Source organism: Streptomyces sp. NPDC013157 (assembly GCF_042899865.1).
Taxonomy (GTDB): Bacteria; Actinomycetota; Actinomycetes; order Streptomycetales; family Streptomycetaceae; genus Streptomyces.
The window spans coordinates 18,779-38,009 of record NZ_JBIBAK010000004.1 but is presented as its reverse complement, the minus strand read 5'-3'; the positions used below and the strand labels follow the sequence as shown (position 1 = coordinate 38,009).

The window sequence follows — 19,231 nt, the reverse complement described above, 5'->3', positions numbered from 1 at the left end:
GTCCCGGGCGTACCGGGAGCGGTGTCAGGCACCGGCCTCCGGTGTCACGACGGTGTAGAAGACCGCCCGGCCCTGCTTGGTGCGCCGGGCCCGGTTCCTGGCGACCAGGTTCTCCAGCGTCGTACGGATCACCGTCGTCTTGATGGTGCGGCCGGGCTGGACGGCCCTGATCGCCTCGGCGACGTCGGTCGCGGACCGCGGCTCCCGCTGCTCGGCGAGATAGGCGTGGACGGCCTCGACAAGGCTCGGCTTCGTCTCCGCGGGACCCGGCTTCGCGACGTCACGGCGGTCCGGAGCGGCCTCGGTCCGCTGGTGCGGTACGACGGCATCGGTGTCCGCGTCGGGCGTTGCGGGTGCGGGTGCGGGTGCGGAGAGGGAGGCGGAGGCGGCGGACTGCGGGGTGAGTGCCTGCTGCAGCCGCTCCAGCACCACCCTGTTCTCCCGTACCGCGCGCAACTGCTCTTCCAGGGCGGCGATCTCGGTGGCGAGGCGGTCCTGTTCCTGGGCGTTGACTTCGAGGTCCTGCGCGATCCGCGCGCTGTACTCGGACGCCAGCTCGGTGCCGGGTGTCTCGGACATAGGGTCGGGCCTCTCGTCGATGTGCTCCGCGCGGCCACGCCGATGTGCTCCGCGCGGTGAACAGCGTACGCACACAAGGCGTCCCGCGGGGATGACTCGGGCCGTCGGGTGTCTCAACGGGCGGCGGTGGCCCGTTCGATGACATCGACGGCCACCTCGGGCCGTGACACATGGCCGGCTTGGCTGCCCGGCGCCTCGACGACCGTGGCGCCCTGACCGGAACGGGACCGCTTCAGGAAGCGGCTGCGGCGGCCGCCGGTGCGATCGTCGCCCGGATGTGTTTCATCAACGGCTGGTCGCTCTGTTCGCTGTAGTCGCACAGGGCGATCAGCGCGTTCATCTCGGGCATGTACCCGGCCGCACAGCCGCGGGGCAGGTCGTACGGAACGGCGAGGTACCCGTTCAGCACACGGGTGCTGCCGTCCTTGGCCGTGCTCTCGATGTCCACCGGATCGAACTCCGCGATGCCGCGCTCCCGCATGTCGGCCGCGTTCATGAAGACGAGGGTGCGGAGGTTTTTGATCCCCCGGTAGCGGTCGTTGTCGGAGTAGACGGTGGTGTTCCACTGGTCGTGGGAGCGCATGGTGCCCAGCGCCAGCGTCCCGGGCGCGGGTACGACGTCGGGCAGCGGCGCCGAGGAGAACTCGGCGAGCCCGGAGGCCGTACGGAAGACAAGTTCCCGCGCGGGCTGCCGGATCCGGAAGCCCAGCGGCAGCCGCACCCGCCGGTTGAAGTCCTCGAAGCCGTCCAGGACTTGGGCCATGGTGTCGCGGACACGGTCGTAGTCCTCGACGTACCAGGCCCAGGGCGTGGTGCTGTCGGGAAGCGCCGCGCGGGCGATCCCGGCGATGACGGCGGGCTCGGACAGCAGGTGCGCGGAAGCCGGCTTCTTCATCCCGACCGACAGGTGCACCATGCTCATGGAGTCCTCGACCGAGGTGCTCTGGATGCCGCACCGCTGGTGGTCCTTCTCGGTGCGGCCGAGGCAGGGCAGGATCAGCGCCTGCCGGCCGTGGACCAGGTGGCTGCGGTTGAGCTTGGTGCTCACCTGGACGGTGAGGTCGCAGGTGCGCAGGGCCTCGTAGGTGGCGCGGGTGTCGGGCGCGGCGAGGGCGAAGTTGCCGCCCATGCCGACGAACACCCTGACGTCGCCGCGGAGCATCGCCCGGATGGTGCCGACGGTGTCGAGCCCGTGCTCCCGGGGCGGATCGATCTCGCACACGGCGGCGAGCCGGTCCAGGAACTGGCCGGTCGGCCGGTGGTCGATGCCGCACGTACGGTTGCCCTGCACGTTGCTGTGCCCCCGCACGGGCGAGGGCCCGGCACCCTCCCGCCCGAGGTTGCCCCGCAGCAACAGCACGTTGACGATCTCCCGTACGGTGTCGACCCCGTGCTCGTGCTGGCTGACGCCGAGGCACCAGCTGACGATGCTGCGGTCGGCGTCCCGGTAGATCCGGGCCGCGCGGAGGATGTCGGCACGGCTGACGCCGGACTGCCGCTCGATCTCCTCCCAGGACGTGGCCTCGCACACCTTCCGGTAGTCCTCGAACCCGCTCGTGTACCGGTCGACGAACTCCTGGTCGAGTGCCTTGGGGTCGGACGCCGACTGGTCGAGGACGGCCTTGGCGATCCCGCGCAACAGCGCCATGTCGCCGCCGACGCGCACCTGGAGGTCGAGGGTGCCGGTACGGGTCGAGTGGCAGGCCGCCATGTCCACGAAGTCGTGCGGGATGATCGTCCGCCGCGAGGCCGCCTCGATCAGCGGGTTGACGTGCACGATCTGGGCACCGCGCCGGTAGGCGGCGGCGAGGGCGGTGAGCATCCGGGGCGCGTTCGACGCGGCGTTCACGCCCATGATGAAGAGGGCGTCGGTGGCATCCCAGTCCTGGAGGTCGACGGTCCCCTTCCCGGTGCCCAGCGAGGCGGTGAGGGCACGCCCGCTGGCCTCGTGGCACATGTTGGAACAGTCCGGGAGGTTGTTCGTCCCCAGCTCGCGGGCCATGAGCTGGTACAGGAAGGTGGCCTCGTTCCCGAGCCGCCCGGAGGTGTAGAAGGAGGCCTGGTTCGGGTCGTCCAGCTCCCGCAGCGTCCGGCCGGCCAGCTCGAACGCGTCCCGCCAGCTGATCGGCGCGTAGTGGTCGGTCGCGGCGTCGTACACCATGGGCTCGGTCAGCCGGCCCTGGTCCTCCAGCGCGAAGTCACTCCACCCGGCCAGCTCACCCACGGAATGGGCGGCGAAGAACTCCCGCCCGACCCGCTTCCGGGTCATCTCCCAGGTGACGTGTTTGACCCCGTTCTCACAGAGATCGAGCCGCAGCCCCTTCGTGTCGTCGGGCCAGGCACACCCGGGGCAGTCGAACCCCTCCCCCTCATGGTTCATCTTCATGATCGCCCGCGGTCCGTCCAGGAGCGCCCGCTCCCGCACCAGGAACTTGCTCACGCTCTTGGCCGCGCCCCAGCCTGCGGCGGGATGGCGGTACGGATGGAAGAACGGCTCCCCGTCGGGCCGCGGCCCCACCCGCTCCTCGCCCCCCGGTTCCGCCGACCGCAACCGCTTCTGCTCGTCGTGGGAGGTGCTCACGGCTCTCACCCTTCGCCGGCGCGGGGTGCACGCCGCCGGGGTCAGCGGCGTCCTTTCCATGCTAGGCAGGGCGTTCCGGGGAGGCGAGGCGATCTGGTTTCCGCCGTCACGGCTTCCGCGCAAGCCCACCGTGCTCGGCGACGACCTCCGGACCGCCCGAACCGTCCTCCGGCCGCCACTCCGTCACCGAGACCACACCGGGTTCGACCAGCTCCAGGCCGTCGAAGAACGCGGCGATCTCGTCGATGGAGCGCAGGTTGTACGGAACGGCGCCACTGTTGTTGTAGGCGTCCTGGGCCTGCTCGAAGACGGGGTCGACTCCGCGCGACCCGTCGTTGACGGAGAGGTAGCTGCCCGAGGGCAGGGCTGCCATCAGCCGGCCGACGATGGAACGGGCCTGTTCGTGGTCGGCGACGTGCCCCAGGATGTTGCTGAGGATGAGCGCCGTGGGCCGGCCGAGGTCCAGCGTCCTGGCGGCGGCGTCGAGGATCCGCTCCGGGTCCGTCACATCGGCGTCGATGTACGCGGTCGCGCCTTCCTCGGTGGAGGTGAGCAGGGCACGGGCATGGGCCAGCACCATCGGATCGTTGTCGACGTAGACGATCCGCGCCTCGGGGGCGAGCCCCTGGGCGACCTCGTGGGTGTTCTGGGCGGTCGGCAGCCCGGTCCCGACGTCCAGGAACTGCCGGACACCCGCCTCGGCGACGAGATACGCGATGTTCCGGCGCAGGAAGGCCCGGCTGGAACGGGCGATGGTGACGATCCCGGGGAACACCTCGGTGTACGCGTCACCGGCCGCCTCGTCGACGGGGTAGTTGTCCTTGCCGCCGAGCCAGTAGTTCCAGATACGGGCGGAGTGCGGCACCGAGGTGTCGATCTTCTGCTGCTGCTCGGCCGGGTCGGGTGTCGTCACGGGGTCGGTCATGGGGCGGGTGCGTCCTTCGGCCGGGGGATCGGACGCGGCACATCCTAAGGGCGAACCCCCTTGCGGGGTACGGCAGTTCATGGCATCCCGCCCGGTTCACCGGTCGCGGACCGGACGTGTCAGCGCCGCGCGGCGTCGCGCCGCGCGGCGAGGAACGGGGACGGATGAGCGGGGGTGCGGCCGGTCAGCCGGCCGGTGCCACGCCCGTTCGCAACCCTGCGTTGACCAGCATCCGGACAGCGACGGTGGCCGCGGCGATGGCCGGCGACGTCCACGACGGCTCGGCGGCGAGCCGAATCACCCCGGCCGCCGGCAGGAAGTCCCTCAGCAGGGCGATCGTGGGCTGGACGCGGGAGGAGAGACCGAGCTCGGTCAGGATGCGGTTGACGTGGTTGTCGACGGTGCGGGAGGACAACACCAGCTCGGCGGCGATCCTGCGGTGGGTCATGCCACGGGCCACCGGCGCGGCGACCTGCTCCTCCCGGCGGGTCAGCCCGCTCGCGGCAGCCGGTGCGGCGGCCTGCGCGGTGGCGGAACCGGTGCCGGTACCGAGGGCGTGGGCGATGGCCTGCCCGGCGTCGTCGAGGGCGGCGCCGGCCGCGAGGGCCTGCTCGTGGCAGGCCCCAGAGCGTCCCGGAGCGCCCCGGAGCAGGACCGTGCAGTTGCAAGCAGGGGATGCGAACGGCGGCGCAGACCGCACAGCGCCGGATGCGGGCCGCCGGGCAGGCGGTGGGGTGTGGCTCGCGTGGGCGCCGGCCGGCGGGTGGTTGCGGGCGCCCATGGCGTTCGTCGCGCCGTTCCGGGGCCTCCGGCCGCCTTCGCCGGCCCCTTGAACCCCGCTGGGGTCAGCCGGGCCCGCCGGGAAGCGCGTACTCCGCCCAGACCGTCTTTCCCGGGCCGTCGGGGCGTGGGTGCCAGGCCCATCGGGTGGCCAGGTGCGACACGAGGAGCAGCCCGCGGCCGGTCTCCTCGGTACCGGCCGCACCGGGGCCGTACGGGACGCGTTCGGCGCGGGTGTCGCTGACCTCGACCCGTACGAGCCTCGCGCCTGCCGGGGCGTTCACCCGCAAGTGGAAGTCCCGGCCGGGGACATGCCCGTGCCGCACGGCGTTCGCGGTCAGCTCGGCGACGATCAGCACGATGTCGTCGTGGGGTGTGCCGGCGTAGGGGATGTCCCAGGCGTCGAGGCGGACGGCGGTCAGGCGGCGGGCGAGCCGCGCCCCGCGTGGGGTGGAGGTGAACCGCATCTCGAACGCGCGGTCGGGCGAACGGTCCGGTGCGATGGTCAAGTGCGCGATGGGGGTGGCGAGTTGGGCGGGTGCGGTGGGGCTGTGGGGGTTGCTCGTCATACCGGCAACGGTCCCGTCGGTGGCGTAGCGTGACCAGTGGTGACGCACCGACCGACGCTGTTGTACGCGCGACGCCGGTACGGGTACGACCTCTGTGCCCCTTCACCGCGGCTGCGCTACGCTCGGCTCCCCGCCGTCGCGCGTTGTCCAGGAAGAATCCCCGCAGGAGACAGCTGGAGGCCGCATGGACAGCATGACGCACGTTTATTTCGCGGCGCATCTGTTACGCGTCTCGGGACATGACTACCGGGCCGTCGACTGTTCTCTTTTCCCTCAGATGGACCGGCGCCCCGCCTATTACCACCGGCTCTACGCGCACAGCATCGCGAAAGCGGCCCCCGTCGCCGCGGCGGCGAACCGGGTTTACTGGTCCGCCGGGAATGAGCAGAAGGAACCGGCGGGATATGTGGAGACGCGGCTGCTCGAAGAGCGGGACCGCATCAGGTCGTACGTCGACGCGTCGCCGTACGGCGGCGCAGGCGAAGCCGCTCCGCCGCGGCCGGCGCAGTACCTCGCCTTCGTGTCCCACATCTACAACGACCAGTTCAACAATCCTGTCCAGGCCTTCGCCCCGTTCAGCGTGTACCCGTCGGGCGCGTGGCGGCTCTGGGAGGAACTCGGGAGCACGGAGTTCCGCTGGTATCTGTACGACCGACGGGCCATCGAGGCGCTCCGTGACGAGGTGTTCGCCGGCGGCGAGTGGGACGCCCGCATCCCCGCCGAGGCTCTCACCGCCGCGATGGTCGGGCGGCTCGCCGAGGCGGCCGCCGGGGAGATCGACGACAAGGCCGTGCTCGCGGCCCTGGAGAGCGTCGACGCGTCGTCGGTGTACGACACACCCGCCCACCGCGAGGCCGTCGCACTGCTCGCCGAGCACGACGGCAGGCTGGCGGCCGCGATGAAGAGACACTCGCAGCCCAGGGAAGCCGCGACGACCGATCGCATCTGGGCCGGGCAGGGATACTGACCAGAGACAGGAGAGAACGGGCACGTGAACGCGATCCAGGTGGATGACGAGCGCATCACCTACCGCGGCAGACTGATCGAGATCGTGGAGCAGGACGTCTCCGTCGAGGGGCAGCGGAAGGTCTTCGAACTGGCCCGCAGGGGCCCCGGCACGCGGATCGTCTTCGATGCCGGGGACAGGATCCTGCTGACCACGGAGTACCGGCACGAACTGGACGCCTACGACCTGCGTCTGCCGGGCGGCAAGGTGTTCGACACACTGCCGGAGTACGAGCGTTTCCTGCGGACGGCGGCCGACGAGCGGCAGGCGGCCGAGGAAGCGGCCGTCCGCGAGTCCGAGGAGGAGGTCGGCCTGAAGCCGCTCGATCTCCGCCACCTGGCCACGTCCGTGTGCGGGGCCACCGTCAAATGGGACCTGCACTACTTCGTGGCCACGCGGTGGGACGTGCTCAGCGCGGGGCAGAAACTGGAGGCGGGCGAGGACATCTCGATGTCCTGGTACCCCAAGGAGGAAGTCCACCGGGCCGCTCTCGACGGACGCATCTCCGAGGATCGCAGCGCCCTTCAGCTGCTCCGCTACCTGAGCCTCCCGGAAGAGTGAGCCACGGTGGAATTCCCGGGGCGCGTCGGCGCCGTCGTACTGGGTGCCTCAGGGGCGGGGAAATCGACCCTTCTCGGGATTCTGCGACATCGTCTGGGTGACAATCCCCATGTCGTCTTTCCCGGCCGGCTGACCACCCGGCCCGCGCGAAAGGACGACGTCCCCTGGGAGAACAGGTCGGTGACCGCGACCGAACTCGACCGCCTGGATTCCGAGGGAAAGCTGCTGCTGCGCTGGCAGAAGGTGCTCGGCCCGGAAAGAGCCGAGCACTACGCCTTCCCGCACGTGCCCCTGCACGGGGTCGGGGTGTTCGGCGGCAACGACGCGTTGATCGAGAACGCGTCGAGCATTCGGCCGAGCACCGAACTGCTCGGGCGACTCTGCAAGATCCTCGTGGTGTGCGAGCCGGAGGTGAGGCGGGCGAGACTGCTGTCCCGATCGCCGCAACTCCTCGACGACCCGGTCGAGCTGGCGGCCCGTCTGGCGTCTTCGCCGCAGCGGGTACGCGACTGTGCGGACCTCGTGCTCGACAACACCGAAGGGTTCCGGGCGGCCGACCTCGATCATCTGGAGAAGACCGTCCTCGGCGTCGGCTCACGGTCCGGCGCCGAGACATGACCCAGGAAAGAAGCCCGCTCGACGGCGTACAGGAGCTCGCACGGCTCGCCCGGGTGCTCAGCATGTTCGGAGTCGTCGGCGGAACGGAGACACTGACCGAGGAGCTGGTCCGGCCGGAGACGTGCATGCGGCAGGCGCAGACGTCCCTGCACTTCATGGGCTACGGCGCCGGGAAGTGGCGTTCGGAGACCTGGTTCGCCACGGAACTGGAAAGGCTGTCGCGGCGGGAGGGCGAGGTCAGGTTCCTGATCTCCCGTAACACCGAGGAGCGTGCGCTGGACTCCCTGGCGGAGCTGCAGCGCGCCTTCGCCCGGACCCTCAGCGTCCGCCTCATGAACGACCGTTCGCTGTTCCGGGTGGTCATCATCGACAGACGGCAGCTCATCCTGTCCCACTACGGCCACGAGGTCATTCTGGGGAACGGCCAGAACGCCCAGGGCTGGCAGAGCCCCCAGCTGATCGTGGAGAACGGCACGGAGTGGTCGCTGATCATCCCCTTCATGATCCTCTACAACGAGATATGGGCGAAGGCGGACCCGCTGGACGACCAGCCGGGCGCGGCACAACGGGCCCGGCGAAGGTTCGAATAGCCACCGACCGATCAGAGCGCACGGGGGTGCACCGGTGACGGACTGGGGATCCGTGCCCGACTGGGTCGGCGCGATAGGCAACGTGGCCGTGCTCACCGCGGCTTTCGAGACACTGCGACGCGACCGGGCCAGGGTCCGCGCGCTGGAGGCCGAGCGACAGGAGCAGTCGCACCACACCGCCCGCGACCGGGTCTCCGGCGTGTGCGCCTGGCCGGAGGACTGGTCGGGCCGGGACATCCACGTCATCTGCCGCAACGCGGGTGACGAGCCGATATTCGACGTGGTCGTGCGGGTCAGCGGAGAACAGCTCCCGCAGAGCCCCTCCGTCGACGGAAGCACCTCCGTCCGATCGGTCTTCCTCATGCGGCCCGGCGAGGAAACGGACACGAACCTCGCCTCCACGACACCCATCGGGAACCGGCCGTACGTCGACATCGCCTTCCGGGACGCAGCCGGGAACCGCTGGTGGCGGCGTGCGGACGGCGGCCTGTGCACCGTCACCGAGTCCGGCGTCGTCACATGGCCGGCCTGACCACCGAGGAGAGACGTGACCAAGGTGATTGTCGCCTACACCGACCCGTCGTGGGCGCTCGGCACGGCAGCGGCGGACGCCGCGGACGACCCCGGCCGCGGTGCGCGGGACGCCGTCGAACGCGAGGCGTTCGGCACGGCCACCGAGATCCGGCTGGGGCTGCCCCGTGAGGACGGCGCGGCGGGCTTCGAGACCTCCGGCCCCCGGTTCCGCGACTGGCTGCGCACGGCGGACGCCGTGGTCGTCCACCGCGCCCGGCTCACCAGGGACCTGATCGGGGCCCTCGCGGACGCCGGGCGCTGCAAGGTCGTCGCCCGGCAGGGCGTCGGCACCGACAACATCGACCTCCCGGCACTGCGCGAGCTGGGCATCCCCTCGTTCCACGTGCCGGACTACTGCATCCAGGAGACCGCCGACCACGCCCTGGCGCTGGTGCTCGCCCTGGAACGCGGGGTCTGCGCCCAGGACAGGATCATCCGCCGAGGCGGGTGGGACACCCGGGCCGACCGCGTACCCCGAAGGCTCGGCGGATCGGCGTTGGGGATCATCGGGTTCGGCCGCATAGGCAGTGCCGTCGCCAGGAAGGCGAGCGTGTTCTTCGGCACCGTGCTCGCCCACGATCCCGCGGTTCACCCCGACGCGATCGCGGCACACGGCGTCCGTCCGACCGACACCCTCCGGGAACTGCTCGAACAGTCGGACGTACTGACGGTCCACGCCTCTCTCGACGACGCCAACGCGGGGCTGATCGACCATCGCCTGCTCCGCCACGCACGCCCGGGAGCCCTGCTGGTGAACACGGCCCGGGGGCGACTCGTCGATCCGGCGGCCGTGCTCGACGCCCTGGAGAGCGGCCGGCTCGGCGGTTACGCGACCGACGTGTACTCCCCGGAAGACCCCGCCGACGACCCGGCCAACCGCCGGCTGGCACTTCACGAGCGGGTCGTCTCCACCTGCCATCGCGGGTTCCTCTCCCGGGACTCCGACCTCAGCCTGCGCCGGCGGGTCGCCACGGAGATACGGCACGTCCTGTCGACCGGCGGACCCCCGAGGTACGGCAGGCTGACCTGACGGGCCTCGCGGTCGGACGGACACGGGTGCCGGTGGTCGCGTAGCGTGACCAGTGGGTGACGCACCGACGGGGGCGACCGTACGCGCGGTGCCGGTACGGGTACGAGGCGCGCGGGGTTACGGCGGTCCCCCGCGGGGCGTTGGGCGCGGAAGCACAGGGAACCAGTGCCCTTCAGACCGACCCCGCGCAGACGACTCTCGCCGCCGCACGCTATGGGATCACCCGATCACAGGCTCTCGCTTCACGAGAGTCATGGGAGCTGATCGAAGGGTTGCCGGGATCGCTATGAACAACGCTGAGTCCTCGACCGCGGCATCCGGCCATGCCTGGTTCAAGAGCAGCCACAGCGGAACCGAGGGCGGCGATTGCGTGGAGTTCGCGGCCGCTACGGCCGTTGTGCACGTCCGGGACTCCAAGGCCGTCGCCGGGCCCGTCGTCACGGTGTCGCGTCAGGCGTGGGCGGGGTTCGTCGAGCGGCGTGTCTGACTCCGCTGAGCCCGGGGCCTGTTGGAACTGCCGCGCTCGGTGGGCCCGCAGATGTGAGACCGCTACGCGGCCCCATCGCCCCTGACACGCGCGGCGAACCGCAGCGCCACCTCGCGCCACACGGGGGCTGCGGTCGCGTCGTCCCGCACCGCCGCCCGGCGCAGTTCCTCCCGGTCCACTCCATATCGCTCGGCGCGGCCCGCAGGCCACTGCGCGATGCGCTCCGGCCCGGTCTCCGGATGGAACTGCACGCCCCAGGCCGCGTCGCCGACCCGGAACGCCTGATACGGGCACAGCTCGCTGCCGGCCAGCCAGTGCGCCCCCGGGGGCAGCCGCACGACGGCGTCCAGGTGGTTCTCGATGGCCGTAGGACGCTCCGGCAGCCCCCGGAACAGCGGGTCCTCGGCCGCCTCCGCCCGCAGGGTCAGCACGGTGCTCCCGAACTCCGGCTCGCCGTATCCGCCCGCCACCTCGCCGCCCGCCACCTGCGCGAGCATCTGGCCCCCGAGGCAGATCCCGAACACGGGCACGCCCCCGTCCAGCGCCTGCCTCATCAACGCCCGCGCACCCGGTAGCCACGGCGCCCGCTCGTCGTCGTCCGGAAGCATCGCCCCGCCCAGCACCACCAGCGCCTGATGCTCCAGCCGCCCCGGCAACGCCTCTCCCGCGTACCCCCGCACCACCTCCACGCCCACCCTGCCCTCGGCCAGCCACCGGCCCCACCGGCCGGGCCCTCCGTACTCGGCGTTCTGCACCACCAGAGCCGTCGCCATGTTCTCCCCCACATCCCGGATCGGCTTTGTCATCCCCACCGTTGTCACCCGCACACCCCGATGCCAGTCTTGACGGATGGACAGCGAGACGCTGCTCGTCAACGTGGTGACACTGCTTCTCTCGATGACCGCGATCGGGGTGACCCTCCTGCTCACCCTGCGCCAGATCCGCCTGATGAACAACTCCAACCAACTACCGCTGGTGCTCGACCTCTTCAGAGAGTGGCGGTCGGCCGAGTTCGTACACAGCGAAGAGCGATTATGGGTGCACCTGGCGTCGGGAGAGGGGGCCGACCAGGGCATCAGCGGCCTCGAACAGCCCATCCGCGACGACGTCTACCAGGTGTGCGCCTTCTACCAGATGCTCGCCTACCTGGTGGCGTTCCGCGTCGTCGACGAGGACCTGGTCTTCCTGGCCACCCACTACCGGCTCCTGCGCACCTGGGAGGTGGTACGCCCGTACGCCCTGGCGGAGCGTCAGGTGCGCGGCGACCCCTACGCCTACCTCAACTTCTTCGAGGACCTGGCCACGCTCACCCGCACCAAATCCAGCCAGGCCGTCTACCGCACGGCCCGCAAACGCGCCTACGGACGCGACAGGGCGACGGCGTAGTCGTTCCGGGCGACCCGCCCGTCCGCCCACTCCGTGCGGGCAGACCGGGGCGCAGCCGCGCTGTCCTCGACTGCTGTGTCTCGTCGTCCGAACGGCGTCCTCCCCGTCAGTCGGTGTCGTAGGCGAGCCGGGAAGGACCAGAAGTGCGGGAGTGGACCTGGCCCTCCCCGGTCGCCGCCCCATGGTCGGCCGTGCGGCACCCGGCCCCGATAGGGCCCAACAGTCCCTTCCCGGGCCGCCGGTAGGGCCGAACGGCCCTTCTTCGCGCCACCGTGCGGACATTCGCGACAGACGCACCCCTCAACCCGAGTCGCGGCCGCACGCTGCGGGGGAAGCCACCAGCCCGGCTTTACGAACCCATGACGAGCCCAAAAGGTTTTGCGGGCCCTCTCATCCGTATGCCTGCGTGTGCGGGATCCGAAGAACCGGATCAGGAGACACGGTGTTCGTTTCACGGAAGGCGGCGGGAACTCTCTTCGTGGGTGGTGCGCTCAGCTTCACCCTCGGCTCCCTCCTCTACCCCGCCATGCTCGGAGTCCAGAAGGTCAGCAGCGCACCCGAGCGGGTCGTCGCCACCCCGGCGACCGGACCGCTGACGGAGGCCGACCGGGATTTCGTGGTCAAGGTGCGCTCGGCCGGACTGTGGGAGTACCCCGTCGGCCAGAAGGCGTCGAAGAAGGGGACGACGAAGGCGGTCAGGAACGCCGGGGAGCATCTGGTCGACGGGGATGCCTCGTTGGACGCCGCCTGCCGCAATGTCGCCGATCAGCTGGGCATCACGCTGCCCAACCAGCCGTCGCCGCAACAGCAGGGCTTCGAGGCCCGGCTGAACGCGGAAAGCGGCAAGCAGTTCGACACGGACCTGGCCACCACCGTGCGCGCGACGGACGGCCAGCTCCTCACCACGATCGCGAGCATCCGCAGCACCACGAGGAACTCGCTGGTCCGCGCGCTGGCCGACCAGGCCAACGACACCGTCCTGGACCACATCACGGTCGTGGAGAAGACCGGCCTGGTCGACTTCGGCCAGGCCCTCGCCCAGGAAACCACCTCGCCCACCCTTCCGGCCCAGGACCTGACCCCGCCGCCCGCGGTCGTGGGCCAGCCGCAGGTCGTCCTCACTCCGCCGGCGAACGGCTCGGCGTCACCGAGTCCGACGGCGGGGTGAGCCCTCCCCGACAACTAAACACTGAGTGTATACGTCGCATGTATAGTGCCGAGGCATGGCTTCCGTAACCGCCTTCCGGCGCGACGCCCCCGTCATAGTTCTCACCGCGACCACCGCCTTCGGACTGCTGCTCGGCTGGGCGACGTACGGCCTGCACGGGATCGCGCCCCTGCTGGACCGGGCGACCAACTCGGCATCCACCTGGATCATCTGGACCGCCGCGGCCGGCGCCCTGATCCGGAGTCGGCAACTCGCCATCTGGGGCGGGGCGTTGATGATGCTCGCCACCTGCGGTGGCTACTACACGGCGTCCACGCTCGGCGGCACCTTCGGGAGCGGAGGGCTCGGAACCGCCGCCGTGTGGTCGGTGGCGGGACTTGCCGGAGGGCCCCTGCTGGGATGGGCCGGATGGACAGTACGGCGAGGGCGGGGGGACATACGGGCGGTGGCCGGGGCTGTCACCACGATGGTGGTGCTGGGCGAGGGGCTCTGGTTCGGGCTGACTCTCCATTACCGGGGAGACGCGGCCGTCTTCCTCGCCGTCGGCGCCCTGCTCACCGCTCTTCTGACCGCGTACCTGGCGCGCGCCGGGGCGCAGCGCTACTGGCTGTGCCCCGTCCTCGCCCCGGTGGGAGGTCTCGCCTTCCACCTCGCCGAGAAGGGCATCCTCGACGGCCTGCTCGGATCGGTCTGACGCCGTCGCCAGGACGGGGCGGTACAGCCCGCACATCGCCGCTCTCCAGCGGGCACGGGCGGAAGGCCCGCCGGACCTCACTCGGGACGTCGGCGGCGGCGTTCGCGCGGCGGTCTTCGGACATGTGGCCCGTACCAGTCCAGGCACAGGACGGTGGCGTCGTCCTGCGGGTGGCCGTCCCAGGCGTCGGTGACCGCGGCGGCCAGAGTACGCACGACCTCGCGCGGGTGCTCGGTGGCGGTGTCGCGGATGAGGCCGGGAAGGTCGACCTTTTTCGCCTGGCGTTCCTGCATGCCGTCGGTGTGCAGCACGAGGCGGTCACCGGGGCGCAGGTCGAGATCCTGCACCCGGTACGGTCCCTTGTTCGTGGCGACGCCGAACGGCAGGTTCACGGCCAGACGCAGTTCGCCGACCGTGCCGTCGCGCAGCCGCAGGGGCCAGGGGTGGCCGGCGTTGACGAGCTGGGCGCTGGTGCCGTCCAGGGCGATGCGCAGCAACTGGCCGGTGGCGAAGGTCTGCCGGCCGTGGGCGAGGAGGGCCTCGTGGGTCTGGCTGGCCTGCTCGGCGAGGTCGCACCCGGCACGGCGGGCGCCGCGGGAGGCGTTGACCAGGAGAGTGGCCATGAGTGCGGCGCTGACGTCGTGGCCCATGGCGTCGGTGACGGACAGGTGCAGGGTGTCGTGGTCGAGGGTGTAGTCGTAGGTGTCACCGGCGATGTCGGCGGCCGGGACCAGGGCGCCGGCGAGCGCGAACTCCGGGGCCTCGCAGGAAGGGGCGGAGGGCAGGAGCTGACGCTGGATCTCCGCGGCCAGACTGACCGAGGTCGTGCGGTTGCCCCAGTGGTAGAGGTCGGTGAAGCGGCGGTCGGTGACGACGATGTACGCCAGCGCGTGCGCGGCCTCTTCGACCTGCTCCAGCACTTCCCGGGTGGCTTCGGAGAGGAACAGCTCCAGGACACCGATGGCGTCGCCGCGGTTGGTGACAGGGGTGAGCACGCGGTGGCCGCGCTCGCCCTCCGGCACCCGCACCGTCCGCTGTACGCGCAGGACCTCGTCGTAGACGCTGTCGTCGAAGGGGATCTCCTCGGCGCGACGCTCCTGGGGCGTGGCCGCCTCCTCGCTCACCCGCAACAGACGTCGGCCGACGACGTCGCTGAACAGGAACGACACGTATCGGGCACCGAACCGCTCGCGCAGATTGCGGGCCACGACATCGAGAGAGCGCACCGGCGCGGCATCCTCCGCCGCTGCCAGCACCTCGGCCAGTGCGATCCGATCGCGTGACACATCAGCCTCCTTTCCGATGAGAACTCGTTTTCCCGCTGACGCGCCGGACACGGCCCCGCTGTGACCCATGCCTCAAAAACGTGCATGCGCATGGAGGCGGAACGCGGGTGCGGCGCCGGGGCGGTCCTACGAGTCCGACAGGGCGGGTGCACGGGGACGTTTCGGACGGGGACGTTTCGGACGGGGCCGGTCCGGGATGCCCAAGGGTGAGCCCTCCCGTGCCGCCGCAGCGGAAGGCGGTGACACCTGACCTGGTCAGCAGCCGGCGGGCGCGTCCCCCCGGAACGCCCCGGCCACCACGGGGACCAACTGCTGCTCGATCTGCTCGGCGGACATCGCGGCGAGCTCGGTGCCGATGGGCGCCAGCGCAAGCCAGTTCAGCATGCCGGCCGCGCAGCGCGTGCGGAAGATCAGGTCCTGCTCGGGGACTCCGGGAAGGTTCGCCGTCAGTACCCGCAGGGCCTCCCGGCGGCTCCGGTCGAACTTGCCGTTCAGCCTCTCCCACCCCTGCGGCGGATCGATACCGACGCGTGCCACGGTCCGCATCACGGCGAGGTCATGCCCACCGGCCGCCAGCGCGCGCATCATCGGCCGGGCGAGTGGACTTCGACTGGGCCTCGGCGGTCGACAACCACTGAGCCGTACCCCGGCGGGCTCCCGCTCCGCAGAGGGCGGTCGCGGGCCGACGCCGGCAAACGCCCCCGGGCCGCCCGATCCGTACCGGCACAGGCACGGACCGGGCGGCCCGGGGCGACGTTCGCAGTGGCCGCGAGGGAGGCCACCCACAGTTTTCGTGGGCGGCCTCCCTCGCGGCTGGGCGGGTGCCCGGGCAGGCCGGGGCGGCTGGCCGTGCCGGGAACCCGTGGCCGGTGTCACCGGTGTCAGTCGACGGTGAGAACGACGCGATCCCGCACGTCCCCGTTCTCCAGCAGGCGGTGCGCCTCTGCGGCCTCCTGCACCGGCATGGGCCTGCGGCTCTTCATGCGCAGCCGTCCCTCGGCCAGCATGGCCATGCCCTCGTCCAGAGCGCCGGGAGCGCGGTCGGCCGTGGGCGCCGAGAGCATCACTCCGAAGTCGGGCGCCGCATGGTCGGACAGGGTGATGACACGCTGCGGCCCTCCGGCGAGTTCCACGGCGTCGGCGAGTGCCCCCTTACCGGCCGCGTCGAAGACTGCATCCACGGATCCGAGGGCCCGGACGGCGGCCACGAGACCGGAGCCGTACCGGACCGGCGACGCTCCCAGTTCCGCGGCCAGGTCCTCGTCCCGCGCGCCCACGGCGCTGATGACCCGCACGCCCCGGGCGACCGCCAGCTGCGTCGCGATCACGCCCACCGAACCGCCCCCGCCGAGCAGCAGAAGCGTCTCTCCGCTCTTGACCCGCAGCTGCCGGAGAACGCCGGCCGCGGCTTCCACGGAACTCGGAAGGGCAGCGGCGTCCACCCACGACACCGACCCCGGCTTGTGCGTCCAGATCGAGGCCACCGCGTACTCGGCGTAGCCTCCGCGGCCGAAGAGCACGGCGGCCACCTCGTCACCGACGCGCGTCCCCGAGACGCCGGTACCGACGGCGTCGACGACACCGGACACCTCATAACCCAGCACGGGCTCCGGGGGCAGGGGGAACCTGAGGCGGCCGGACCGGATGTCCAGGTCGGTCGGGCCCACCCCCGCGGCACGGACCCTGATCCGGATCTCCCCGTCACCGGGCTGCGGCATGGGAACCTCCGCCCACTTCAGGACATCCGGCGGACCGTACCCGGTCATGACGACGGCTTTCGGCATGCTGACTCGCCTTCTTCCCTGCCCGGCTCGCGCCCCGTCTCACGAGAAGGCTATAGTTGATACATCATATATTTACCAGAGCGAGGCTGCCGCTGTGCGTGCTTCTCAGCGCACGAGACGGGCGTACGCCCGCAGTTCCTCCGCGAAGACCCGGGGTTGCTCGAACGCGGCGAAGTGACGCGCCGGGTCCGGAGGCCGATCAAGCAGTTCGCGCACTCGCCCATCAGAGTAAGATGGTGGAGAGGTCAACCTTCTGTAGGGTGGGGCGATGCCCATGGAGGAAGCACCCCGCTGGCTGAGCCCGGTCGAGGAACGAGCCTGGCGAGGCATGCTGCGCATGCACGACCTGCTGGTCAATCAGGCCGGACGGACCCTGCAGAGCAAGTTCGGGTTGTCCGCGACCGACTACTCCGTGCTCGCGGAGCTGACCCGCGCGCCCGGCGACCGACTGCGCGTGCTGGAGCTCGCGAAGGTGCTCGGCTGGGAGAAGAGCCGGGTGTCGCACCATCTCTCCCGCATGGCCAAGCGTGGGCTGGTCGCCCGGGAGGAGTGCCTCGACGACGGACGCGGGGCGTACATGATGGTGACCGCGGCCGGCCGCGCGGCCCTGGAGGACGCCGCGCCTCAGCATGTGGAGGACGTCCGGCGCCTGTTCCTGGACCACCTCTCGCCCGGCCAGATCACGCTGCTGGCGGAGATCACCGACTCGGTCATCCAGAAGATCGACGTCAATTAGCCCGGCCGCCGGTCGAGCCGGGGTGTGTGGCGGTCCTCCCGGACCCCACGCACCCCGTCGTTCCCGACTCCTCCTCGGGTGTCATCGTGCCGCCGGGTGGCTGAGGCAGGCCGACCCCGCACCTCCCGCGGCACGGCCCCACGGAGGCGACCCCGGCGCGCTTGTGTCTCCGACCTGCCTGCTGTCGGTGTCCGCGCCGAGCAGTCGTGGGCAGCCGGCTCGTCGGCCGCGACCGGGAACTGCGCACACTGGACGGTTTCCTGTCCCCCATGTCCGGCACGGCCGAGCTCCTCGTTCTCTCCGGCGGCCTGGGAGCGGGCCGGTCCGCCCTGCTCCAGGAGGCCGCCGGAGCGGCACGACGGGAAGGCTTCCGGGTGGTGGAGGCCCGCGGCCGCAAGGGCGAGGCCGACCTGTCCGGAGCCGGCCTCGTGCAGGTCTCTGCTGCAACTGGAAACGGTGGCGCCGCCGCCGTCGGCTGATCTGGACACGTACCTGAGCGAACTCGGTACCGCGTCCGACGCGGCGGGCTGCGCGAGCAGGGCGGCGTACACCGGGTTCGCCCCGTCCGGGCCGCCGCCCCGAACGGCGGAATGAACGCGTTCGCCGATTGTTGAAAGCGGCATGAAAAAGATCGGGTTCCTGTCCTTCGGACACTGGACGCCGTCGCCGCACTCCAAGACGCGCTCCGCGTCGGACTCCCTGCTGCAGGCGATCGACCTGGCGGTCGCCGCGGAGGAGCTGGGGGCGGACGGCGCCTACTTCCGCGTTCACCACTTCGCCCGCCAGCATGCCTCACCGTTCCCGCTGCTCGCGGCGATCGGCGCGCGCACCAGCCGGATCGAGATCGGCACCGGTGTCATCGACATGCGCTACGAGAACCCCCTGTACATGGCGGAGGACGCGGGTGCGGCCGACCTGATCTCGGGCGGCCGGCTCCAGCTCGGCCTCAGCCGGGGCTCACCGGAGCAGGTGGTCGACGGCTGGCGGCACTTCGGTTACCGGCCCGCGGAGGGCGGCACCGACGCCGACCTCGCTCGCGCACACACCGAGGAACTGCTCAAGGTGCTCAGGGGTGAGGGATTCGCAGAGCCCGACCCCAGGCCGATGTTCGCCAACCCGCCGGGCCTGCTGCGCATCGAACCGCACTCCGAGGGGCTGCGGGACCGGATCTGGTGGGGTTCCGGCTCGAACGCCACCGCGGTCTGGGCCGCCGGGCTCGGGATGAACCTGCAGAGCTCGACCCTCAAGGACGACGAGAGCGGCGAGCCGCTCCACGTCCAGCAGCGCAAGCAGATCGAGGCGTACCACGAGGCGTGGCGCGCCGCGGGACACACCCGCACCCCCAGGGTGTCGGTCAGCCGCAGCATCTTCCCGCTCGTCGACGAGCGGGACCGCGCGTACTTCGGCCGGGACCGCGACTCGACGGACCAGATCGGCTACATCGATCCCGGCACACGCAGCATCTTCGGCCGGTCCTACGCCGCCGAGCCCGACGTGCTCGTCAAGCAGCTCGCCGAGGACGAGGCCGTCACCGCCGCCGACACACTGCTGCTCACGGTGCCCAACCAGCTCGGCGTCGACTACAACGCGCATGTCCTCGACAGCATCCTGACGCACGTCGCGCCGGAACTCGGCTGGCGGTGACGGACGGGGGGCCGCGGCGGCCCCCCGTGCGGTGCGACCGTCAGCGGGCTCCGCCGGACGAGTCGCCTCCCCCCACCCACCCCACAGGCATCACGCCACCCCATCAGACATCGACATCGGCCCCGAGACCCGAGATAGATGACACTTCATCTTGATGGTTGACACGTCATCTTCCTGCTCCTAGGGTGATTGAAAGTCGAACGGACCGGCGACCGGCCGGGCCGCCGCGAACAC

General features: G+C 71.0%; 22 protein-coding genes. 13 read left to right on the top strand and 9 right to left on the bottom strand.

Annotated features, from left to right (window positions below):
• Positions 1-24: 24 nt before the first annotated feature.
• The 5 genes from ACFY6U_RS13495 to ACFY6U_RS13475 form a co-directional block, all read right to left on the bottom strand.
• Positions 25-579: a hypothetical protein gene (locus ACFY6U_RS13495; RefSeq protein ID WP_390037741.1), complete on the bottom strand. Its 555-nt coding sequence runs from the start codon at positions 577-579 to the stop codon at positions 25-27.
• 232 nt (positions 580-811) lie between these two features.
• Positions 812-3,160, bottom strand: coding sequence for an FdhF/YdeP family oxidoreductase (locus tag ACFY6U_RS13490; protein WP_390037739.1), 2,349 nt, complete (start codon positions 3,158-3,160; stop codon positions 812-814).
• Between the two features lie 106 nt (positions 3,161-3,266).
• Positions 3,267-4,085 (bottom strand): SAM-dependent methyltransferase, encoded by an 819-nt coding sequence (locus tag ACFY6U_RS13485; protein ID WP_390037737.1) that lies wholly within the window; start codon positions 4,083-4,085, stop codon positions 3,267-3,269.
• 184 nt (positions 4,086-4,269) lie between these two features.
• Positions 4,270-4,785 carry a LuxR C-terminal-related transcriptional regulator gene (locus ACFY6U_RS13480; protein WP_390037735.1) on the bottom strand — a complete coding sequence of 172 codons (516 nt, stop codon included), beginning with the start codon at positions 4,783-4,785 and terminating at the stop codon, positions 4,270-4,272.
• A 145-nt stretch (positions 4,786-4,930) separates the two neighbouring features.
• Entirely contained in the window at positions 4,931-5,434 is a 504-nt protein-coding gene (locus tag ACFY6U_RS13475; protein WP_390037733.1) for an ATP-binding protein, read from the bottom strand.
• Positions 5,435-5,618: 184 nt separating this feature from the next.
• On the opposite strand from ACFY6U_RS13475, the gene ACFY6U_RS13470 reads away from it, so the two are divergent.
• The 7 genes from ACFY6U_RS13470 to ACFY6U_RS13440 all read left to right on the top strand — a co-directional run bounded on the left by ACFY6U_RS13470 (position 5,619) and on the right by ACFY6U_RS13440 (position 10,299).
• Complete coding sequence (locus ACFY6U_RS13470) at positions 5,619-6,401, top strand: hypothetical protein (RefSeq protein ID WP_390037731.1); 783 nt, start codon at positions 5,619-5,621, stop codon at positions 6,399-6,401.
• 24 nt (positions 6,402-6,425) lie between these two features.
• Complete coding sequence (locus ACFY6U_RS13465; RefSeq protein ID WP_390037729.1) at positions 6,426-7,001, top strand: NUDIX hydrolase; 576 nt, start codon at positions 6,426-6,428, stop codon at positions 6,999-7,001.
• Positions 7,002-7,181: 180 nt separating this feature from the next.
• Positions 7,182-7,619, top strand: a complete 438-nt coding sequence (locus ACFY6U_RS13460) for a hypothetical protein (RefSeq protein WP_390037727.1) — start codon at positions 7,182-7,184, stop codon at positions 7,617-7,619.
• Complete coding sequence (locus tag ACFY6U_RS13455) at positions 7,616-8,209, top strand: hypothetical protein (RefSeq protein ID WP_390037725.1); 594 nt, start codon at positions 7,616-7,618, stop codon at positions 8,207-8,209. Before ACFY6U_RS13460 ends, ACFY6U_RS13455 begins: the two co-directional genes overlap by 4 nt.
• Before the next feature lie 34 nt (positions 8,210-8,243).
• Complete coding sequence (locus ACFY6U_RS13450; RefSeq protein ID WP_390037723.1) at positions 8,244-8,741, top strand: hypothetical protein; 498 nt, start codon at positions 8,244-8,246, stop codon at positions 8,739-8,741.
• Positions 8,742-8,756: 15 nt separating this feature from the next.
• Positions 8,757-9,812 (top strand): C-terminal binding protein, encoded by a 1,056-nt coding sequence (locus ACFY6U_RS13445; RefSeq protein WP_390037721.1) that lies wholly within the window; start codon positions 8,757-8,759, stop codon positions 9,810-9,812.
• A 286-nt stretch (positions 9,813-10,098) separates the two neighbouring features.
• Complete coding sequence (locus ACFY6U_RS13440; protein ID WP_390037719.1) at positions 10,099-10,299, top strand: DUF397 domain-containing protein; 201 nt, start codon at positions 10,099-10,101, stop codon at positions 10,297-10,299.
• A 62-nt stretch (positions 10,300-10,361) separates the two neighbouring features.
• Here the strand turns inward: ACFY6U_RS13440 and ACFY6U_RS13435 are convergent, their stop codons facing one another.
• A complete protein-coding gene (locus ACFY6U_RS13435; RefSeq protein ID WP_390038630.1) occupies positions 10,362-11,072 on the bottom strand; it encodes a type 1 glutamine amidotransferase in 711 nt (236 codons plus the stop codon).
• Positions 11,073-11,148: 76 nt separating this feature from the next.
• Between ACFY6U_RS13435 and ACFY6U_RS13430 the strand changes: the two genes are divergently transcribed.
• From ACFY6U_RS13430 to ACFY6U_RS13420, 3 genes are all read left to right on the top strand, one after another.
• Positions 11,149-11,685, top strand: a complete 537-nt coding sequence (locus ACFY6U_RS13430) for a hypothetical protein (RefSeq protein ID WP_390037717.1) — start codon at positions 11,149-11,151, stop codon at positions 11,683-11,685.
• A gap of 478 nt (positions 11,686-12,163) precedes the next feature.
• A complete protein-coding gene (locus ACFY6U_RS13425; protein ID WP_390038628.1) occupies positions 12,164-12,853 on the top strand; it encodes a DUF4142 domain-containing protein in 690 nt (229 codons plus the stop codon).
• Positions 12,854-12,908: 55 nt separating this feature from the next.
• A complete protein-coding gene (locus tag ACFY6U_RS13420; RefSeq protein ID WP_390037715.1) occupies positions 12,909-13,547 on the top strand; it encodes a DUF6518 family protein in 639 nt (212 codons plus the stop codon).
• A 77-nt stretch (positions 13,548-13,624) separates the two neighbouring features.
• On the opposite strand, the gene ACFY6U_RS13415 is transcribed toward ACFY6U_RS13420, so the two are convergent.
• The 3 genes from ACFY6U_RS13415 to ACFY6U_RS13405 all read right to left on the bottom strand — a co-directional run bounded on the left by ACFY6U_RS13415 (position 13,625) and on the right by ACFY6U_RS13405 (position 16,617).
• Complete coding sequence (locus ACFY6U_RS13415; RefSeq protein ID WP_390037713.1) at positions 13,625-14,833, bottom strand: PP2C family protein-serine/threonine phosphatase; 1,209 nt, start codon at positions 14,831-14,833, stop codon at positions 13,625-13,627.
• Between the two features lie 255 nt (positions 14,834-15,088).
• The gene (locus ACFY6U_RS13410) at positions 15,089-15,421 is read right to left on the bottom strand and encodes a hypothetical protein (RefSeq protein ID WP_390037711.1); all 333 of its coding nucleotides are present in this window, start codon (positions 15,419-15,421) and stop codon (positions 15,089-15,091) included.
• Between the two features lie 293 nt (positions 15,422-15,714).
• The gene (locus tag ACFY6U_RS13405; protein ID WP_390037709.1) at positions 15,715-16,617 is read right to left on the bottom strand and encodes an NADP-dependent oxidoreductase; all 903 of its coding nucleotides are present in this window, start codon (positions 16,615-16,617) and stop codon (positions 15,715-15,717) included.
• Between the two features lie 274 nt (positions 16,618-16,891).
• On the opposite strand from ACFY6U_RS13405, the gene ACFY6U_RS13400 reads away from it, so the two are divergent.
• The 3 genes from ACFY6U_RS13400 to ACFY6U_RS13390 all read left to right on the top strand — a co-directional run bounded on the left by ACFY6U_RS13400 (position 16,892) and on the right by ACFY6U_RS13390 (position 18,997).
• On the top strand, positions 16,892-17,353 hold the full coding sequence (locus ACFY6U_RS13400) for a MarR family winged helix-turn-helix transcriptional regulator (protein ID WP_390038626.1): 462 nt from the start codon (positions 16,892-16,894) through the stop codon (positions 17,351-17,353).
• 206 nt (positions 17,354-17,559) lie between these two features.
• The gene (locus tag ACFY6U_RS13395) at positions 17,560-17,832 is read left to right on the top strand and encodes an ATP-binding protein (RefSeq protein ID WP_390037707.1); all 273 of its coding nucleotides are present in this window, start codon (positions 17,560-17,562) and stop codon (positions 17,830-17,832) included.
• Between the two features lie 142 nt (positions 17,833-17,974).
• A complete protein-coding gene (locus ACFY6U_RS13390; RefSeq protein ID WP_390037706.1) occupies positions 17,975-18,997 on the top strand; it encodes an LLM class flavin-dependent oxidoreductase in 1,023 nt (340 codons plus the stop codon).
• The last annotated feature ends 234 nt before the right edge of the window (positions 18,998-19,231 follow it).

What these genes read in the sequence shown, in the direction of transcription:
- ACFY6U_RS13495 (WP_390037741.1), bottom strand. Translation starts at nt 579, where the DNA reads ATGTCCGAGACACCCGGCACCGAGCTGGCGTCCGAGTACAGCGCGCGG.
- ACFY6U_RS13485 (WP_390037737.1), bottom strand. Translation starts at nt 4,085, where the DNA reads ATGACCGACCCCGTGACGACACCCGACCCGGCCGAGCAGCAGCAGAAG.
- ACFY6U_RS13475 (WP_390037733.1), bottom strand. Translation starts at nt 5,434, where the DNA reads ATGACGAGCAACCCCCACAGCCCCACCGCACCCGCCCAACTCGCCACC.
- ACFY6U_RS13470 (WP_390037731.1), top strand. Translation starts at nt 5,619, where the DNA reads ATGGACAGCATGACGCACGTTTATTTCGCGGCGCATCTGTTACGCGTC.
- ACFY6U_RS13455 (WP_390037725.1), top strand. Translation starts at nt 7,616, where the DNA reads ATGACCCAGGAAAGAAGCCCGCTCGACGGCGTACAGGAGCTCGCACGG.
- ACFY6U_RS13440 (WP_390037719.1), top strand. Translation starts at nt 10,099, where the DNA reads ATGAACAACGCTGAGTCCTCGACCGCGGCATCCGGCCATGCCTGGTTC.
- ACFY6U_RS13435 (WP_390038630.1), bottom strand. Translation starts at nt 11,072, where the DNA reads ATGGCGACGGCTCTGGTGGTGCAGAACGCCGAGTACGGAGGGCCCGGC.
- ACFY6U_RS13430 (WP_390037717.1), top strand. Translation starts at nt 11,149, where the DNA reads ATGGACAGCGAGACGCTGCTCGTCAACGTGGTGACACTGCTTCTCTCG.
- ACFY6U_RS13420 (WP_390037715.1), top strand. Translation starts at nt 12,909, where the DNA reads ATGGCTTCCGTAACCGCCTTCCGGCGCGACGCCCCCGTCATAGTTCTC.
- ACFY6U_RS13410 (WP_390037711.1), bottom strand. Translation starts at nt 15,421, where the DNA reads ATGATGCGCGCGCTGGCGGCCGGTGGGCATGACCTCGCCGTGATGCGG.
- ACFY6U_RS13405 (WP_390037709.1), bottom strand. Translation starts at nt 16,617, where the DNA reads ATGCCGAAAGCCGTCGTCATGACCGGGTACGGTCCGCCGGATGTCCTG.
- ACFY6U_RS13400 (WP_390038626.1), top strand. Translation starts at nt 16,892, where the DNA reads ATGGAGGAAGCACCCCGCTGGCTGAGCCCGGTCGAGGAACGAGCCTGG.
- ACFY6U_RS13390 (WP_390037706.1), top strand. Translation starts at nt 17,975, where the DNA reads ATGAAAAAGATCGGGTTCCTGTCCTTCGGACACTGGACGCCGTCGCCG.